At 59.9% G+C, this 16,612-nt stretch carries 14 protein-coding genes; 9 read left to right on the top strand and 5 right to left on the bottom strand.

Annotated features, from left to right (window positions below; translation table 11 throughout):
- Positions 1-97: 97 nt before the first annotated feature.
- From VWY34_RS06195 to VWY34_RS06205, 3 genes are all read left to right on the top strand, one after another.
- The gene (locus VWY34_RS06195) at positions 98-1,450 is read left to right on the top strand and encodes a glutamine synthetase family protein (protein ID WP_416544640.1); all 1,353 of its coding nucleotides are present in this window, start codon (positions 98-100) and stop codon (positions 1,448-1,450) included.
- Positions 1,451-1,530: 80 nt separating this feature from the next.
- On the top strand, positions 1,531-2,913 hold the full coding sequence (locus VWY34_RS06200) for an aldehyde dehydrogenase family protein (protein ID WP_416544641.1): 1,383 nt from the start codon (positions 1,531-1,533) through the stop codon (positions 2,911-2,913).
- A gap of 93 nt (positions 2,914-3,006) precedes the next feature.
- On the top strand, positions 3,007-4,152 hold the full coding sequence (locus VWY34_RS06205) for an iron-containing alcohol dehydrogenase (RefSeq protein WP_416544642.1): 1,146 nt from the start codon (positions 3,007-3,009) through the stop codon (positions 4,150-4,152).
- Positions 4,153-4,283: 131 nt separating this feature from the next.
- On the opposite strand, the gene VWY34_RS06210 is transcribed toward VWY34_RS06205, so the two are convergent.
- Positions 4,284-4,904 (bottom strand): HD domain-containing protein, encoded by a 621-nt coding sequence (locus VWY34_RS06210; RefSeq protein ID WP_416544643.1) that lies wholly within the window; start codon positions 4,902-4,904, stop codon positions 4,284-4,286.
- A complete protein-coding gene (locus VWY34_RS06215; protein ID WP_416539984.1) occupies positions 4,901-6,046 on the bottom strand; it encodes a TauD/TfdA family dioxygenase in 1,146 nt (381 codons plus the stop codon). The genes VWY34_RS06210 and VWY34_RS06215 overlap by 4 nt, the downstream gene beginning before the upstream one ends.
- 112 nt (positions 6,047-6,158) lie before the next feature.
- Between VWY34_RS06215 and VWY34_RS06220 the strand changes: the two genes are divergently transcribed.
- The 3 genes from VWY34_RS06220 (at position 6,159) to VWY34_RS06230 (ending at position 8,529) form a co-directional block, all read left to right on the top strand.
- The gene (locus tag VWY34_RS06220; protein WP_340547390.1) at positions 6,159-7,013 is read left to right on the top strand and encodes a LysR family transcriptional regulator; all 855 of its coding nucleotides are present in this window, start codon (positions 6,159-6,161) and stop codon (positions 7,011-7,013) included.
- Between the two features lie 122 nt (positions 7,014-7,135).
- Entirely contained in the window at positions 7,136-7,507 is a 372-nt protein-coding gene (locus VWY34_RS06225) for a hypothetical protein (protein ID WP_416544644.1), read from the top strand.
- A 329-nt stretch (positions 7,508-7,836) separates the two neighbouring features.
- Complete coding sequence (locus tag VWY34_RS06230; protein ID WP_416536634.1) at positions 7,837-8,529, top strand: response regulator; 693 nt, start codon at positions 7,837-7,839, stop codon at positions 8,527-8,529.
- Between the two features lie 20 nt (positions 8,530-8,549).
- Here VWY34_RS06230 and VWY34_RS06235 read toward each other — a convergent pair whose 3' ends face one another.
- Together VWY34_RS06235 and VWY34_RS06240 are read right to left on the bottom strand one after the other, a co-directional pair.
- A complete protein-coding gene (locus tag VWY34_RS06235) occupies positions 8,550-9,269 on the bottom strand; it encodes a sensor histidine kinase (protein ID WP_416544645.1) in 720 nt (239 codons plus the stop codon).
- Positions 9,259-10,659, bottom strand: a complete 1,401-nt coding sequence (locus tag VWY34_RS06240) for a sugar ABC transporter substrate-binding protein (protein WP_416544646.1) — start codon at positions 10,657-10,659, stop codon at positions 9,259-9,261. The genes VWY34_RS06235 and VWY34_RS06240 overlap by 11 nt, the downstream gene beginning before the upstream one ends.
- Positions 10,660-10,769: 110 nt before the next feature.
- Between VWY34_RS06240 and VWY34_RS06245 the strand changes: the two genes are divergently transcribed.
- Complete coding sequence (locus tag VWY34_RS06245) at positions 10,770-12,641, top strand: sensor histidine kinase (RefSeq protein WP_416548924.1); 1,872 nt, start codon at positions 10,770-10,772, stop codon at positions 12,639-12,641.
- The gene (locus VWY34_RS06250) at positions 12,638-13,075 is read left to right on the top strand and encodes a response regulator (RefSeq protein ID WP_416536630.1); all 438 of its coding nucleotides are present in this window, start codon (positions 12,638-12,640) and stop codon (positions 13,073-13,075) included. Before VWY34_RS06245 ends, VWY34_RS06250 begins: the two co-directional genes overlap by 4 nt.
- A gap of 1,044 nt (positions 13,076-14,119) precedes the next feature.
- Here VWY34_RS06250 and VWY34_RS06255 read toward each other — a convergent pair.
- Complete coding sequence (locus VWY34_RS06255) at positions 14,120-15,286, bottom strand: nitrate- and nitrite sensing domain-containing protein (RefSeq protein ID WP_416544649.1); 1,167 nt, start codon at positions 15,284-15,286, stop codon at positions 14,120-14,122.
- 223 nt (positions 15,287-15,509) lie between these two features.
- Here VWY34_RS06255 and gap point away from each other — a divergent pair, with 223 nt between their 5' ends.
- Positions 15,510-16,517 carry a type I glyceraldehyde-3-phosphate dehydrogenase gene (gene gap, locus VWY34_RS06260; protein ID WP_416544650.1) on the top strand — a complete coding sequence of 336 codons (1,008 nt, stop codon included), beginning with the start codon at positions 15,510-15,512 and terminating at the stop codon, positions 16,515-16,517.
- Positions 16,518-16,612: the final 95 nt, after the last annotated feature.

The raw sequence follows: 16,612 nt of genomic DNA on the forward strand, positions 1-16,612 counted from the left end.
AATTTGGCCCGCGTGCGGTGGGCCAAATTCCTTCCCAAGGAATTTGCTCAACTTTTTTAGTCAGAAAGTTGTGGCCTCAGAACACAAAGGGCTGCTCATGCTCTCCTTCGATACGCTCAAAGACCAGATTGCCGACGGCACCGTTGATACAGTTCTTGTGTGCCTTGTGGACATGCAGGGTCGGCTGATGGGCAAACGCTTTCACGCCAAGCATTTTGTGAACGGCGCCTGGGAAGAGACCCATTGCTGCAACTATCTCCTCGCCACCGATCTGGCGATGGCGACGCCGGAAGGCTATGCCTCGACCAGCTGGGAAAACGGCTATGGCGATTATGTCATGAAGCCGGATCTGGCCACGCTGCGCCCGGTGCCCTGGCTGGCTGGCACGGTGATGGTGCTCTGTGATGTGCTGGATCACCACAGCCATGAGGAAGTCCCCCATTCTCCCCGCGCCATCCTGAAACGTCAGGTGAACCGTCTCAAAGAGATGGGTTTTGACGCGATGTGCGCCACCGAGCTGGAATTCTTCCTGTTCGAGAAGAGCTTTGACGAAATCCGCAAATCCGGTTTCCGCGATCTGCAGCCGATCTCGGGCTACAATGAGGACTACAGCATCCTGCAGACCTCGCGTGAGGAACATATCCTGCGCCCGATCCGCAACCACCTGTGGGATGCAGGGCTGCCGATCGAGAATTCCAAGGGCGAGGCCGAGACCGGTCAGGAAGAGCTGAACATCAAATATGCCGCCGCGATGGATACGGCGGAATATCACACCATTGCCAAACATGCGGTGAAAGAGATCGCCCAGCAGCAGGGCCATGCCGTCACCTTCCTGCCGAAATGGCATCACGAGAAGGTCGGCTCCTCCTCCCATGTCCACCAGTCGCTGTGGCAGGACGGCAAACCTGCCTTCTATGACGAGAGCGACGCGCTGGGCATGTCATCGCTGATGAAGGCCTACATGGCGGGTCTGCTGAAATACGCGCCGGATTACACCGCCTTCATGGCGCCCTATATCAACAGCTACAAACGCTTCGTGAAGGGCACCTTTGCCCCGACCCGTATCATCTGGTCGGTGGACAACCGCACCGCAGGCTATCGCCTCTGCGGTGTCGGCAGCAAGGCAATCCGCGTGGAATGCCGGATACCCGGCTCGGACATGAACCCCTATCTCGCCATCGCCGGCATGCTGGCGGCGGGTATTGCAGGCATCGAGGAAGGGCTTGAGCTGCAGGCCCCCACCAAGGGCGATGTCTATCAGGGCGACACCGGCATGATCCCCGGCACGCTGCGTGAGGCGGCGGCGGCACTCAAAAGCTCGGCCATGTTGCGGGCCACCATGGGCGATGCGGTGGTTGACCACTATGTCCGTGCGGCGGAAGTTGAGATCGAGGATTTCGAGCGGATCGTGACCGACTACGAGATTGCCCGCGGGTTTGAGCGCGTCTGAGACGCGCAGCCTTCGGCGAGAGTATTTTTGGAAAGATGACGATGGGGGCGTGGCCCCCGTCAAACCACATGAGGAAGACCATGGGCCAGACCCTGAAATGTATCTCACCGATCGACGGATCGGTCTATGCCGAGCGCGAGACGCTGTCGCCGGAGGCCGCAGCAGAGCGTGCCAAGGCAGCACGTGTGGCCCAGGCGGCCTGGGCCGCCCGCCCCCTGCAGGAGCGGATTGACCTGGTGATGGCCGGCGTCGCCGCCGTGGGGGCCATGAATGACGAGATCGTGCCGGAGCTGGCCCACATGATGGGGCGCCCGGTGCGTTATGGCGGCGAGTTTGGCGGCTTCAACGAACGTGCCAGCCACATGGCCGCGATTGCGGCAGAGTCGCTTGCGGATATCGAGGTTGGAGAGGACGCCACCTTCAAACGCTACATCAAGCGCGTGCCCCATGGGGTTGTGTTGGTGGTCGCGCCCTGGAACTACCCCTATATGACCGCAATCAACACCGTGGCGCCAGCGCTGATTGCGGGCAATACCGTGGTGCTGAAACATGCCACCCAGACGCTTCTGGTGGGCGAGCGCATGGCGCAGGCCTTCCAGTCGGCGGGCGTTCCGGCAGATGTGTTCCAGAATGTATTCCTCGACCATGACACCACATCCTCGCTAATTGCCTCAAAGGCCTTTGACTTCGTGAACTTCACAGGCTCCGTCGGTGGCGGCCAGGCGATGGAGCGCGCAGCGGCCGGCACCTTTACCGGCGTCGGAACCGAGCTGGGCGGCAAGGATCCGGGTTATGTGATGGAAGACGCCGATCTTGATGCGGCGGTGGACACGCTGATTGACGGCGCCATGTTCAACGCAGGCCAGTGCTGCTGCGGCATCGAGCGGATCTATGTCCATGAGAGCCTTTACGACGCCTTTGTCGAGAAGGCAGTGGCCATCGTGAAAGGCTACAAGCTGGGCAATCCGCTGGAGGCAGAAACCACCATTGGCCCGATGGCCAATGTGCGCTTTGCACAGGAGGTGCGCGACCAGATCGCCGAGGCGGTAGCGGCGGGTGCTGTCGCCCATATCGCGCCCTTCGCCGAGGATGACGGCGGTGCCTATCTCACACCGCAGATCCTGACCGATGTGACTCATGACATGCGGGTGATGCGCGACGAGAGCTTTGGCCCTGTCGTGGGCATCATGAAAGTCACCTCTGACGAGGAGGCGATTGCGCTGATGAATGACAGCGAATTTGGCCTCACCGCGTCGCTATGGACCCGTGATGTCGAGCGCGCCGCGCGTGTTGGCGATCAGATCGAAACCGGCACCGTGTTTATGAACCGCGCCGATTATCTGGATCCGGGCCTGTGCTGGACCGGCTGCAAGAACACCGGCCGCGGTGGGGGTCTGTCGATCATCGGCTTCCATAACCTCACCCGCCCGAAATCCTATCACCTGAAAAAAGTCACGGGCTGAGCCCCGTCATCTTTCCAAAAATACTCCGGGGGGCTTGCCGCAGGGCAAGCGGGGGCAGCGCCCCCTCCCCGGCTTCATCACAGGAACACACCTATGACTCTTGTTGGAAACTGGTCCTACCCGACCGCAATCAAATTCGGCGCAGGCCGGATCAAGGAACTGGCGGACGCCTGCGCTGCTGTCGGCATGAAGAAACCTCTGCTGGTCACCGACAAAGGCCTGGCCGAACTGCCCGTCACCCAAGCCACCCTCGACATCCTGGAGGCCGCGGGCCTTGGCCGGGCGATGTTCTGCGAGGTTGACCCGAACCCGAACGAGAAGAACCTCGAAGCCGGTGTTGCCGCCTACAAGGCGGGCGGCCATGACGGGGTTATCGCTTTTGGCGGCGGCTCTGGCCTCGATCTGGGCAAGATGGTCGCCTTCATGTGCGGCCAGACCCGACCGGTTTGGGATTTTGAAGACATCGGCGACTGGTGGACCCGCGCCGATGCCAATGCAATCGCGCCAATCATCGCCGTGCCGACCACCGCAGGCACCGGCTCCGAGGTCGGCCGCGCCTCTGTGATCACCGACAGTGTGACCCATCAGAAAAAGATCATCTTCCACCCAAAGGTGCTGCCAACCGTGGTGATCTGTGATCCCGAGCTGACCGTGGGCATGCCGAAGTTCATCACCGCAGGCACCGGGCTGGATGCCTTTGCCCATTGCGTCGAGGCGTTCTCCAGCCCGCATTACCACCCGATGTCGCAGGGTATCGCGCTGGAAGGCATGCGCCTGGTAAAGGATTACCTGCCGCGCGCCTATGCCGATGGCACCGACATTGAGGCGCGCGCGCAGATGATGTCGGCTGCGGCCATGGGTGCCACCGCCTTCCAGAAAGGCCTCGGCGCGGTCCACGCCATGAGCCATCCGATCGGCGCAGTGTTCAACACCCACCACGGCACCACCAATGCGGTCTGCATGCCTGCAGTTCTGGCCTTCAACGCGCCGGAAATCCGCGAGCGGTTCAACACCGCAGCTGCCTATCTGGGCATCGACTGCGGCTTTGACGGTTTCTGCGCCTATGTGCAGGAGCTGAACGACAGTCTCGGTATCCCACGTGGCCTCGCGGACCTCGGCGTCACCGAAGACGCCATCCCCGAGCTGGTCCGAGGCGCCCTGATCGACCCCTCCTGCGGCGGCAACCCTGTCGTTCTGGATGAAGCCAATCTGACGCAGCTGTTCAAGGACGCGATGTGATCTCCGGTTGAGGGCCACAGAATACTGAGCCCGGACCGAGCTGTCTGACGTCTGGCTCAGGTGTCGTGATTGCGGCCCCTCTCTGGCTTGAGAGGGGCCGCATTTTTATTCGCAATGATCCGGGTCGGTCCCTATTTCGCCGCGCCGCAGTGCCGATCGACCATGCGCTGCACCATCGGGGCAAAGTGCCAGAAATCGGGCGTCTTCATCCCCTCACGCTTACCCGCTTCGTCCAGATAGCGCACCGCGATGATCTCCTTGAGGTTCGGATTGGCCTCGAACTCCACCACTTCCTGCGCGGTCATCGGTCCCCCCTGCAGCTCCAGCGTATGGACCGAGGCAGGCGAAAGGCGTATAAAATACTCGGGCTTCGTCGCACAGAGATAGCGTTTCGCAGCAACGTGGTAGCGACAGCAATCGGTGATCACGCTGGGAAAGAAGCGCTCCAGCACCTCGGCCCCGGCGTCCTCATGGTGGCGGTCTTCGGTATCATCGGGGTGATAGGTGCCAAACTCCGATGTGAAATGACCGATATCATGCAGGAGGGCGCCGACGATGATTTCCTCCGGCTGGCCATTCTCTTCGGCGATTGTGGCACCCTGCAGCATATGCTCTCCCATGGTCACCGGCTCGCCCAGATATTCCTCACCGCCGCGGCGATCGAAGATGGAGCCGAGGAACGCAACGATTGTGTCGCGGTCGAGTGTCTCAGGCGGGCGATGCGGCGCTGGCTGCGGTTTGCGGCTGGTCATTCCGCCGCCTCCCCCAGGGCCTGACGCCGCCGGGCCTCATAGGCAGAGCGTAGCCCGTCCTTGTCGGCATAGCAGCCCTGTAACCACCGCGTTCCTTCGCCGGAATAGCCCTTGCGCGCATGAAGGACACGGGTGTTGTCGACCACAAATGCCTCACCGGGGTTCAGGCGAAAGGTCACCTCCATTGCCGTGTCGTCGATAATCTCGCCGAACCGGCGATAGGCCGCATAATAGAGCGCCATTTTGTCGAAGGGGACATCCTGAACCGCCGCAAGGGAGCGATTGTTGAAACGCACAGCAATCAGCTCGCCATCCGGCGCCAGCTCGATCATCGGACGGCGCGAGGTCAGGCAGACCGCGGCTTCGCCAGCATATTCAAAGCGCGCGCAATGCTCGGCCAGAACGTTGAAATAGGCTTCGTTTTCCGCCTTGAGCCGCAGCGCCGCGGCAAAGCCGTCAACCACCATGTTCTCGCCGCCGGCAGCCGAGCTTTCGAGACAGTAGAGCACCTGGATCGTCGGCACGGGATCGCGATAGGGGTTGTCGGTATGGGCCTGCAAGCCAAGCCCGGTAAAGGCCAGATTGGTCGGATTCACCTCGGTACGGACCTCAAAGTGACGCCCATAGTTGGTCTCCCGGACATGACCAAAAAGATCCACAACCCGGAACAGTGCACCGTCCTCAACCGGACCGTTGACGATTTTGCCAAACCCGTAGCGTGTCACCGCGCCAAGCCAGTCGCCCAACGCCGCACCACCGGCTTGCAGCGCGGCAAAATCCCCGGTGGGCACGGCCGCCATCAACCCCGCGTCCCAGGGCTCGACCCCCTCCGCGAGCCAGCCGCGCGCGTCCTGACGCGCCCGGTCATAGGCATGATCCCCAAGCCAGGACAGATCGTAATCCACGGTCTTCTCTTCCGGGACGAACCGCACCCGGAGGTGGCCGCCATCAAGCGTCGCCTCCGCAATTGCCGTGTCGGCCGGGATATCGCGCAGGGCGATCAGACGCTGGCCATTGGCCGTCGCACGGGTCTCGGGATCGCCCGCATTGTCGCGCAGCCAGATCGCGTGGAACCGCAGTTCAGACGTCCCGAGAGACAGGGTGAGATAATCGCCCGCTGGGGCAACGGTAACTGACGGCATGATGTCCTCAAGAAAGGGTCCGCAATGCGGAAGATGACTTTTGCCTGTATGTTGCCACCGGTCCTGGATAACCTCAAATTAGGAATTTCTGCACTTAGGCCAAGGTCAGCTAATGCAAAAACAGCGCTCAACCCTGCCCCCGCTGGAATGGATCCGCGCCTTTGAAGCGGCGGCGCGCTGCGGCAGCTTTACCGCAGCCGCAGACGAAACTGGGATCACCCAATCCGCCATCTCGCAGCGCATCGCCCAGCTGGAGAAACGGCTGGGGGTGGCGCTGTTCCACCGTCACCCTCGTGCCATTTCCCTGACTGTGGAGGGCGAGGCCTGGTTGCCCCATATCCAGTCGGCGCTGGACACGATGCGCGACAGCTCAGAGGCGCTGTTCGGCACCGGGCGGCGCCAGCTGACGATCTCCGCCAGCCAGTCGGTCATTGATCTGTGGCTCACGCCAAGGCTGGCAGCCCTGAGCGAGATTTCGGGTGGTCAGCTTGCGATCCAGACCATGGTGCTGGGCGCCCATGACGCGCCCGAGGATGATGTGCTGCGCATTCGCTACGGCGCCGGGGACTGGCCCCACCCCTATAAGCTGCCGCTCTATTCCGAGGAAATCGCGCCGATGGCGGCGCCCGCTCTGATCAAGGCTGCGCAGGACTGGACCGACTGGCCCCGCATTGCCTGTTCCGGTCCACGCCCGGGCTGGCCCGATTGGGTTGCCCGCCACGGCGGCGGGACAACGCCAGTACCGCATCTGCGTTTTGACACATTCCTGTCGGCACTTGGCGCGGCACAGGCCGGGGCCGGCGTTCTGCTAGGTTCGCTTCCTCTGTGCCGCGTGCCCCTGGCCGAGGGGCGGCTGGTTCGCCTTGATCGGAACCGGCTGAAACACCATGCCACCTATTGGATGATCGCCGGAAAAGACGCGGTAACCCACACGCAATGGAGCGAGCTGACACGCATCATGCAGTGAGCCGCGGCAAACGATTGGACCACGCGAATTGTCGCAATGGCAATCTGTCTTATGGGCCATTCATGGGGGCCGGTGCATAGCTGTATCCATTCATGCAAACTCAATTAGGAGCATTGACGCCCATGAACATGTGGTTACTGGCAGCCGGAGGCCTGATGGTCGCGAACACGCTGTTGCACATCTTCGCCGGTGGTAAGAGCGTTGCACGCCCCCTGCTGAACGCGCGCGAGCTGCCTGCCGAGGTACGATATGTAAACTACTACTGTTGGCACCTGGTGAGCATTAACCTCGCTGCGGTGGCTGCGCTCTTTTTATGGCCTGCGCTGCTGAACGGGCCAGTCGTCGCCGCGATCATCGCCACCGCTCTGGCCGCCTCATATGCCCTCTGGGGGCTGGCCTTGCCGGTTCTGAACGGCCAGCGCTACAAGGATATTCCCCAGGGGTTCCTGTTTGTCCCCGCCACGCTGTCCGGTCTCGTCGGCCTGATGATCTGACACCTGTCAGGCACGATAAGCACGCAAGTATCGGTATGGGCCGCGAGATGGCGGCCCAACCTGAGACGAGGTCAGACAGTTGGCCAATAGTATTTCATAGATAAAATATCTTCTGTTGATTACCCGACACCTTGTGGGCATTGAGCCTGTTCCTCATAGAAAACCACCAAAAACACCCTTAACAGCTCATGAATCGGCCGCATTCAGGGCAGGCGCGCGCTCAACTCATAGCTGTCTGGTTAAAGTCTTAACGACACTAGGCGGGCATATTAATCATTTGTTAGCGGCAAAATGACAGTCTCAGGCCAGTCTTTGGAAAGGGCGTTATCATGAATGGTACCGAGGTTACGACACAAACCAACCACGCGACACTGCCCTCCGGCAACCTATGTGTCCTGGTGCTGGATGACAGTGAATTTGACAGAACACGGATGCGAAGGCTGATTGCCCAAGCGGACAGATCTGTGAATGTGATCACCTGTTCGGATATCAAGGACTTTGAAAGAGCACTGGACGAGAATATCGTCGACCTCTGTCTGATTGACCATCAGCTGCGCGACGCCTCGGGGCTGGATGCCGTCGCCGTGGTCAAACAGCAACTGGAGACTGCGGAGGTCCCGGTGGTCATGATTTCCGGTCGTGAAGATACAGAAGCGGTTGTCAGTTCGATCCGCGCCGGCTGTGTCGACTACATCGGCAAGGGCAATCTGACGGCTGAAAAACTCCATGGTGTGATCTACAATTCCATCGCTGAAACCTTCTCCAACCCGGCCATGAAAGCCGAGGTGCAGGAAGCAACCCGTAATGTGATCCGTGGCATGGCTGAAGGCTGCATCAGCGAGCTGCAACCCAAACTGCGGCGCATGTACCGTCAGATCTCCTTTATTCGCGGCTGCCACAATCAGGGCCTGACCCCCTCCCCTGAGGCGCTGGATGAGATCGAAACCCATTGCCTGAACATCTGGCGGTTCTTCGACGAGATCGAACACTACAGCAATAGTTTCAACGAAGTTCGCCACTAGGTGGATCACCTCACCGCGGCTCAGCCACGGTGAGGTTGCTTCAGACGCACCCGAATAGTCGCCCCGTGCCGATTGGTCCGGGGCGGCAACGCGTCTACAAGACCGCCATAGCTATCGGCAAGGCGCCGCAGGATCGCCAACCCCATGCCTGCCCCTCCGGTGTCGGCGATCGAGAATTTGCTCATCGGATCAAAAATCCGTTCCAGCTTGCCTGCTGGAATTCCGATACCATCGTCTCGCACCAGCATCTCCCACATGCCGTCGTGGCAGCGGCCAACCACGGCAATGCGCACCGGCTCCGGGTTATGACCGGCCGCATTTCCCAGCAGGATCAGGAACATCGACATCAGGGCATCGGGGTTCATGTCAATCTCAGGCGGATCGAACCGCGCCCGCACCCGCAGGCCATCTGGCAGATTCAGCGCCGCAATCGCACGATCAAGGCAAGCTTGAACCGACACGTTCTCCGTCTCCCGGTATCCGGTCTTGGAATATCGCGACAGCTGGTCAAGCATCATGTTGAGCTTCTCGGCGTGCTGCCGCATCAGATCAAGGGATTGCGCCGGGGCTTCCGGCAGGGTCAGGCCTGCGTCCTCCAGATCCTCCCCAATCCAGTTCGGCAGTTCGGCAAGCGCCCTCACCGATCCCCGCAGATCATGCACGATTTTGTAGACCACTTCCATCATCGCCTGATCGCGCGTGGTCTGGCCAGCCGCCTGGTCGGGGGTATCATGTTTCATCGCGGAGCGCCTTTCGAAGTTCGGCAGGATAGGTGTCACGCAGGGCCATCCAGCGGCGCGCCTGCAACCTGGCACCCGCACGATCCGTTGTCGCACGCCAGGACTGAGCCACATTGTTGAGCGCGACCTCCGGCGTGGCGTCACCCGCCAGCGCAAGCTGAAGCCAATAGGACAAAGCGTCGAAATACTCCCCCCGCCGCGCCAGATAGAGATCGGGCATAGACGAGCGCATTGCCTGTTCATGCACCCTCAGGAACTGTGCGCCATAGGCATCGACGATTGCGGGATCCTGATATTGATCGGTCCGGAAAGGGTCAAAAAAACCACCCGTCTGCGCGATCGCCTCGGCGCCGACTTTCTGCGAAACGGCATTCACGCAAAACTGATATGCGAGCTCGGGCTGCCTTGAATTTTTGGCGACGACGTAACTCCACCCCCAGTTGAAATACGACATGGGCACCAACGCCCCATTGATGCGCCCACCGGGCAGCGAGGCGTTGACCAGATTATCGCGCATCGCCGAGTCCGGCGCATAGAGGCTTTTCTGTGTCCCCCCCCAACCGATATTGGCGTAGATGTCACCCTCGCGGTACCGTGCCCAATTGGCAAAGAGGCCCAGGTCGGCCCCAACCAGATGGGCGCTCGAGGCGATCATCTCTTCCAATGCGGCGACGCCTTGGGCACCGGCAATCTGCGGCTCCATCGTGGGTGAAAACGGCCAGGCCCCCTTGGCGTGGAACCGGGCCCACCATTCCCAGGCCACCTTGTCGGCAGCGCGGAACAGGCAGCCGCCATAGCGTCCCGCATCCGGGTCGTGAAAGAACGCCATCTGGCGGTCCAGCTCTTCCCAAGTCGCCGGTGTTGTCAGGTCTGTCCCGGTCTGATCCGCATATTTCTGTCTTAACTCAGGGTTCTCCATAAACCTTTTGTTATAAAACATTAAGAACACGTCACCGTCGGTTTGATATCCCCAGAGCCGGTCATCGAAAACATCACCGCTGGTATACATCATCGCGTCGGTCAAATCCTGCGGCGCGTATTGCTGCGCCAGCCCGTCCAGGGGCAGGATCGCCTCCGCCTCGACAAGATCGGGGATTCCAAACGTTGCAGGCAGCGCCACATCGACACCGACGTCATTGAGCATTGCCTCCAGCGTCAACACCGCATTAATCTCTCCCACACCGACAACGACCAATTCCGCCCGGCAGCCACATAACGCTTCGAAACTCTTGGCAACCGGGGCCAGATTCGCCTCTGCCCCATGAGGGGTCAGAATACGCAACAGGTTGGGAGACTGGGGATCAGTTGCAGCACGTCCGGCTGCAGGCAGCAGGCCACCGCCCACCCCCAACGCCAGCGCATGCGTGGTAAAGGCGCGTCTTGTGAACATGGGGATCCTCGCGGTTGGCTATATGTCGTCAAACCTATCGTCGCCCAGTTAACGGCTGGTAAACCTCTCAACCTTATGTTGAGTCTCGCAAACAGCAAAAGGGACCCGCAGTGTCGCTAACCGCACGCCTAAGATCCTGTGTCGTCATCTGCCTCGCGTCGATCTGTGTCGCGATGTATGCGGAGTGGAACGACCTTAGCCGTATTGAGCGCAAGACGGAAAACCTGTCGGACCGCACCATCCCCCTGCTGGACAGGATCGCCGATCTTGGCGACCTGCAACATGGGCTGGAGGTGACATTGGCGAGGATCCGGCTCGTCGACGAACCGGATGGGCTAAAGGCGCTCGGACAGCGGCTCGACACGCTTGCACAGCTCTTTCGCGACAATTTCAGCGATCAGACAGATACAGTCACCAACGGTCCGTCCCCTGCAGATGCCGATGTCTTCCAAAAGGTTGTCAAAGGTCGGCAAGACCTCGTCGCCCAGTATGACCGGCTGGAGGCGCTTATCTCACAGGCGGCCTCCAAGATCCTGGCCCTGGAGAAATCCATCATTGTCGCGCAGATCGAGTTCGGCAATCAACAGCGTGACACCGGGAGTTCGAGCCAGTCGTATTCCTGGGCAATCGACACCGCCAAAACCCTTGGGGAGATCTCCGGCAGCGTTGCATCGCTTGCCATCCTGACCAAGGATTTCTCCATTGATACGGGCGAAAAACACAGCGCGGAAAGTCAGCGCCTCGTCGCCCAGATCAATACTCTTGCCTCCCGCCTTGCCCGGCTCAAAAACATCGATGCGCGTCACGAGATTGCCGGTGTGCTGGTCGACTATCGCAAGATAATGCTTGGCCCGGATGGCGTCGTCGAAGGATTGTCGCAGTTACAGATCAGCGAAGCGCAACAGGATCGTCTTTACAAAGAGGCTGAAGCCGTCCTGAACCGCATTGGCACCTGGAGCAGGTCGAACACGCAGCGTGCGGCGATGGAGTTTCGACAAAGCGCGGCAGAAACCACGCGAATCGTGGAACGCATTCGCTTTGTCGATGTCGCTTTCAACATGTGTATGCTGTTGATTTCTCTGGCGCTCTTGTGGTTCATGATCGAGGTTCGCATGATCTCGCGCATCCACCGCCTGACCCGCCATATCCAGCGCATGTCCCGCGGCGAGCTCGACGACCCGATCAACACCAGCGGCTCGGACGAAATCTCGGAGATCGCAAAGGCTGTCGAGAAATCACGCCTCACCGCCGCTGCGCTGAAGCGCTCGAACGAGGAGCTGGAGAGATTTGCCTATGTGGCCGCACATGACCCGCGTGCGCCATTGCGGGCGATTTCAAATCTGATCGAATGGACCGAAGAAGACTTTGCCGATGAGATGCCGGCCGATGCGCAAAAGAATATCGGATTGATCCGCAATCGCACGGACAGACTATCCAGCCATCTGTCGGCGCTGCTGGATTATGCACGTGCAGGACAGATCGAGGGCGAACACGGCGCATTCAGCCTGACGCATTTTGCAGATGAGCTGCGGCTCTACTTCAATTCCAACCCGGAATTCGAAATCAAGGTCGAGCAGGATTGCGGTCCCTTCGGTGCATATCTGACACCGTTGAAAACCATCCTGATCAATCTTGTCAGCAATGCCAGCAAGCATCACGACAGATCATCGGGCACCATCCGCATCAGCAGCGAACTCTACCCGAACTACGTGGAAATAACCGTTGCCGACGATGGTCCGGGCATCCCGAAACAATACCAGGAGCAGATTTTCGTGCTGTTTCAAACGCTGAAATCCCGTGATGAAGTCGAAGGGTCCGGCCTGGGTCTGGCTCTTGTGCAAAAACTTGCCAGATCACTGGGTGGCAGCGTTTCTGTAGTTTCCAATCCGGAGGTGGCGCGCGGCACCGTGTTCACGGTCCGGATCCCGCTCAACTCCAAATCAAAGAAACCGCTGAATGACACCCAAGGATTGGCCGCATGACCAATAAAGAATCCGTTACATTCCTGATTGTCGATGACGATGAAGTGGCTGTCATGGCCATCAAACGCGCCTTGAAAAAGCTGCGTCTCGTGAACCCGGTAGAGGTCGTGGGCGACGGGCAGGAAGCGCTGGACCTGTTGCGCGGCGTGAACGCTGCCGCGCTGGAGCGCCCCTATATCATCCTGCTTGATCTGAATATGCCGCGCATGGGTGGTCTGGAATTCCTGTCAGAGGTCCGGGAAGACAAGGAACTGGCAAATTCCGTGATCTTTGTTCTGACAACCTCCGATGCGCCCTCCGATATCGCGGTCGCTTATGAGCACAAAATCGCAGGCTATATCGTGAAAGAAAACGCCTATGACGCCGTCAAATCGGCCGTTGAAATGCTGGGCGCCTATGTCGAGATTGTGTCGCTTGAAAACAAGCTGAGATGACGCCGGTCAGCGGATCAATGCTGTTGGCGCCAGCTTGCTGAAAAGGCGGGCCCTTACAATCTGTGCGGTCCATGAACGCAACGGCGGGAGAAGACTGATATTCCCGGCGCCATCGATGGCAGCATTCGTATGGTCGATGCCCCGGCGCGACTGAACGCTAATGGCGTAGCTACTCTGGCGGTGGCGCTGTTTCTTCATGGCGATATCTAGCCCCGATGCCCCCGGTGGTGGCCCCCGCCCCTCAAAGCATATGGCAATACCAAGCTGTCGCTGGACCAGATGCACCTGAATGGTCTTCGGGATGCGGGCTCCGTCCATTCGGAGGCCGCGCATTCCAGTCCGAATTCTGACCACGGATCGACAGCTTGCGGCCTGACATCGGTGATCGGGAAGATTTTCCGATCCAGAGACGCTCAAATCTGCGCGACACATCCCATGTTGGAACGCGCACATTCGAAAGACGCGCAAGATTGGAAAACGGGTCGGGCCCTGTGCTCAAACCTGCAATCGTTCTAGATTGCGACCATACAGATTGGCCGCATGGCAGAGCGGGATCGCCCGCTGCACCCTCAGCCCCAACGCCTGCGTGGTCTTCTGGTCAACTCTGAACCAACCTGCGCGCCGGTCAACAGCGCTGCTCTGCGCGTGCAGCCGGTTGCCCGCCCCACGGTTGTCGCACAAGTCTGCGGATCGCAGCACCTACATCACTGTCAGCCACTCAACCAATCACTCAACCTATTCCAATGCAATCATACCGGTGAAACCGACCCGCGCCAGCTGGCGCGGGATATCAGTCTTCGACGGTTTGCCCCAGTTCGCACCAACCATCAGATCCCGCGCAGCAAGTTCAGCGCAGAACCAGTCTGGTCAGCCCTCTTTTCCAGCAGGATCAACCTCTTAACTGGGGTGACGTGACCCAGCCTAACCCTACATTTGCCTCCCCGCCATGGGCCAGCAAAACCCCGCGTGCGCGCCATGGACGGCGCCAAGGGCATGACCGGCCATCCGGGACGCCCCAGAACCACGCCTGCCCAGACGCGGGCATCATTTCAGCGTCAGCACAACAAACAGCGTCCCCGCAATCCCTGCAAAGATGGTGAGCCAAATGAGCCCCACCAGCTCGGTCGTGCTTTCCGCTTCAAGCTGGTTGGCCAGCGAGATGATTTCAGCGGTGACATTCCTCTCTTCCCTGCGCAGAAAGTCGATCCATTCCGTCGACGCCGCGACCCAGCGCTCGCTGTTGAGAGCCGCCGGCCCGGAGGCCGCTTTTGCTGACCTGATGGTATCACGCAGGTCGCTTAAGGTGAGATATTGGTCCGTCCTTTGCAGCGATGGCAGCCAGCTTCCACTTCCCTTGACGACCGCTGCTTCGGTCAACAGGATGATCTGCGCGCCGCCGAGGGCGGCGAAATGCTCCCGCAGCGCAGAAGAATTTCCCGTTTCGATGACCGCCGCGCCAGTTGCCCGCTCAAGTCCGGCCTTTTCCTTGGCTTCGCCGATCAGGAAACGCGCCTGTCGCAGCGCTTGGTATTCGGTGGAACTGTCCAGCCCGACGCTTTGTCGGGTAAGAGCCATGATGGTGCTGATGAGTTCCGTGTAGGGCCCAGCGACATCCGAAACCATGACCGGCCTATCAAAGCCGAAGCCATCGACATGCTGGCGCAGTTCCGCCAGCCGTTCCACCCCGTGAACAACGCGATCAAAGGCCAGGCTATGATCGTCGGCCATCAGGGTGATGCGCGAAAGTGCCGAGGCGACCACCGCATCAGTCTGGCCGCGCTGACGTATCAACGCATCTGGAAAAACCCGCCCATCTGAGGAGACATATCCGACGGAATACCCGCGCTCGCGCTGCAGCTCATGGATCATATCGCTGATCGCGCTTTCCTCCTGCGCGGTCTGCGCGGCGTATTCCGCAAGGAGGTAGCGAGCGCGCTGCGCCACAAGCGCGCTCGCAGCGAGATACCCTGCCAGCAGGAAAAGCGGCGCAACAACCAGCAATATGGCAAGCCTGAGCGGCATGATTTCCCCAATCCGATGAGACACTGTTGGAACAATTATAGGAGTACTTTGTTTAACATATACTACCAAAACGTGTATTGCTTCAGTTTCCTCAGCGCAGGGTCTAGAGCCGCGGCTGCCAGCCCCGCCGGATCGGCTGTCGTTCAGGACCGGCAGCAGCGGCGTGAGAGGCGCAGACAGATCGCGCACAGCGGCACCTGCGCAGACCCCCTTTCTGGCTTGCCGTGTAAACGCATCCCCTCCTGCTGTGATGTGCTACACTGATGCTTCGGGCAGCGGCATTACGCGCCAATCCGCTGACCGGCGAACGGGCTTGATTTTTGCAACTGTTAGCGATAACGATGCGGCAATTGTCAGGCCACCGGGCGCGCCCGTCGAAGGCTGAACCCCTATCACCATCGGAGTTGCACAGATGACCTTGAAAATTGCGATCAATGGATTTGGACGAATTGGCCGTGGCGTTTTGCGCGCCTTGCTGGAGAGCAACGCCGACGATATCTCGGTTGTGGCGATCAACGATCTGTCGCCTGCGGAAACCCTGGCGCATCTGTTGAAATACGACAGTGTCCATGGCCGCCTGCGGAACGAGGTGACCGTCGACGGCGATACGATGACTGTCGGCAATCACAGCATCCGCCTGACGGCGATCCGTAATCCCGAGGATCTGCCCTGGCAGGACGTCGATATCGCCTATGAATGCACCGGCCTGTTCACCGGCCGCGAGACTGCTGCCAAGCATCTGCAAAACGGCTCCAAACGTGTCCTGATCTCCGCCCCCGGCAAGGAGGTCGATCGCACCGTGGTGTTCGGGGTCAATCACAAGGATCTGACCAAGGACGACGTCATTGTCTCCAACGCCTCCTGCACCACCAATTGTCTGGCCCCGGTGGCAAAGGTTCTGGACGATACATTCGGCATTAAGACCGGGTATATGACTACGATCCATGCCTATACCGGTGATCAGCCGACCCATGACACCAGCCACAAGGATCTTTACCGCGCCCGTGCCGCGGCGCTGTCGATGATCCCGACCTCAACAGGCGCAGCCCGCGCGATTTCGGAGGTCCTGCCGCATCTGAAAGGCCGCCTGGAGGGTTCGGCAATCCGCGTGCCGACCCCCAATGTTTCGGTGGTTGATCTCAGCTTCATTCCTGAAAAACCTGCCACTGTTGAGACAATCAACGAGGCGATGAAGGCTGCGGCGGCGGGCGATCTGGCAGGGATCCTGTCCTATGAGACGGACCCGCTGGTCTCCATCGACTTCAACCACGACCCGCATTCCTCCTGTTTTGCGGCACCACAGACCGCGGTTACCGCCGAGGGGCTGGTCCGCGTTGTCAGCTGGTATGACAACGAATGGGGCTTCTCCAACCGGATGGTCGACACCGGCCGCCACATGGGCAAGGTGATGAACGGCTAATCACGCGGAAGATGCGCTGACAGAACAGGAAAGGGCTGCCACTGGCAGCCCTTTTTGCGTTGTACTCTTAGGCCTTGCCCACCCCTTGCGGGCAG

The organism is Phaeobacter sp. JH20_02 (assembly GCF_048056915.1).
Taxonomy (GTDB): Bacteria; Pseudomonadota; Alphaproteobacteria; order Rhodobacterales; family Rhodobacteraceae; genus Phaeobacter; species Phaeobacter bryozoorum.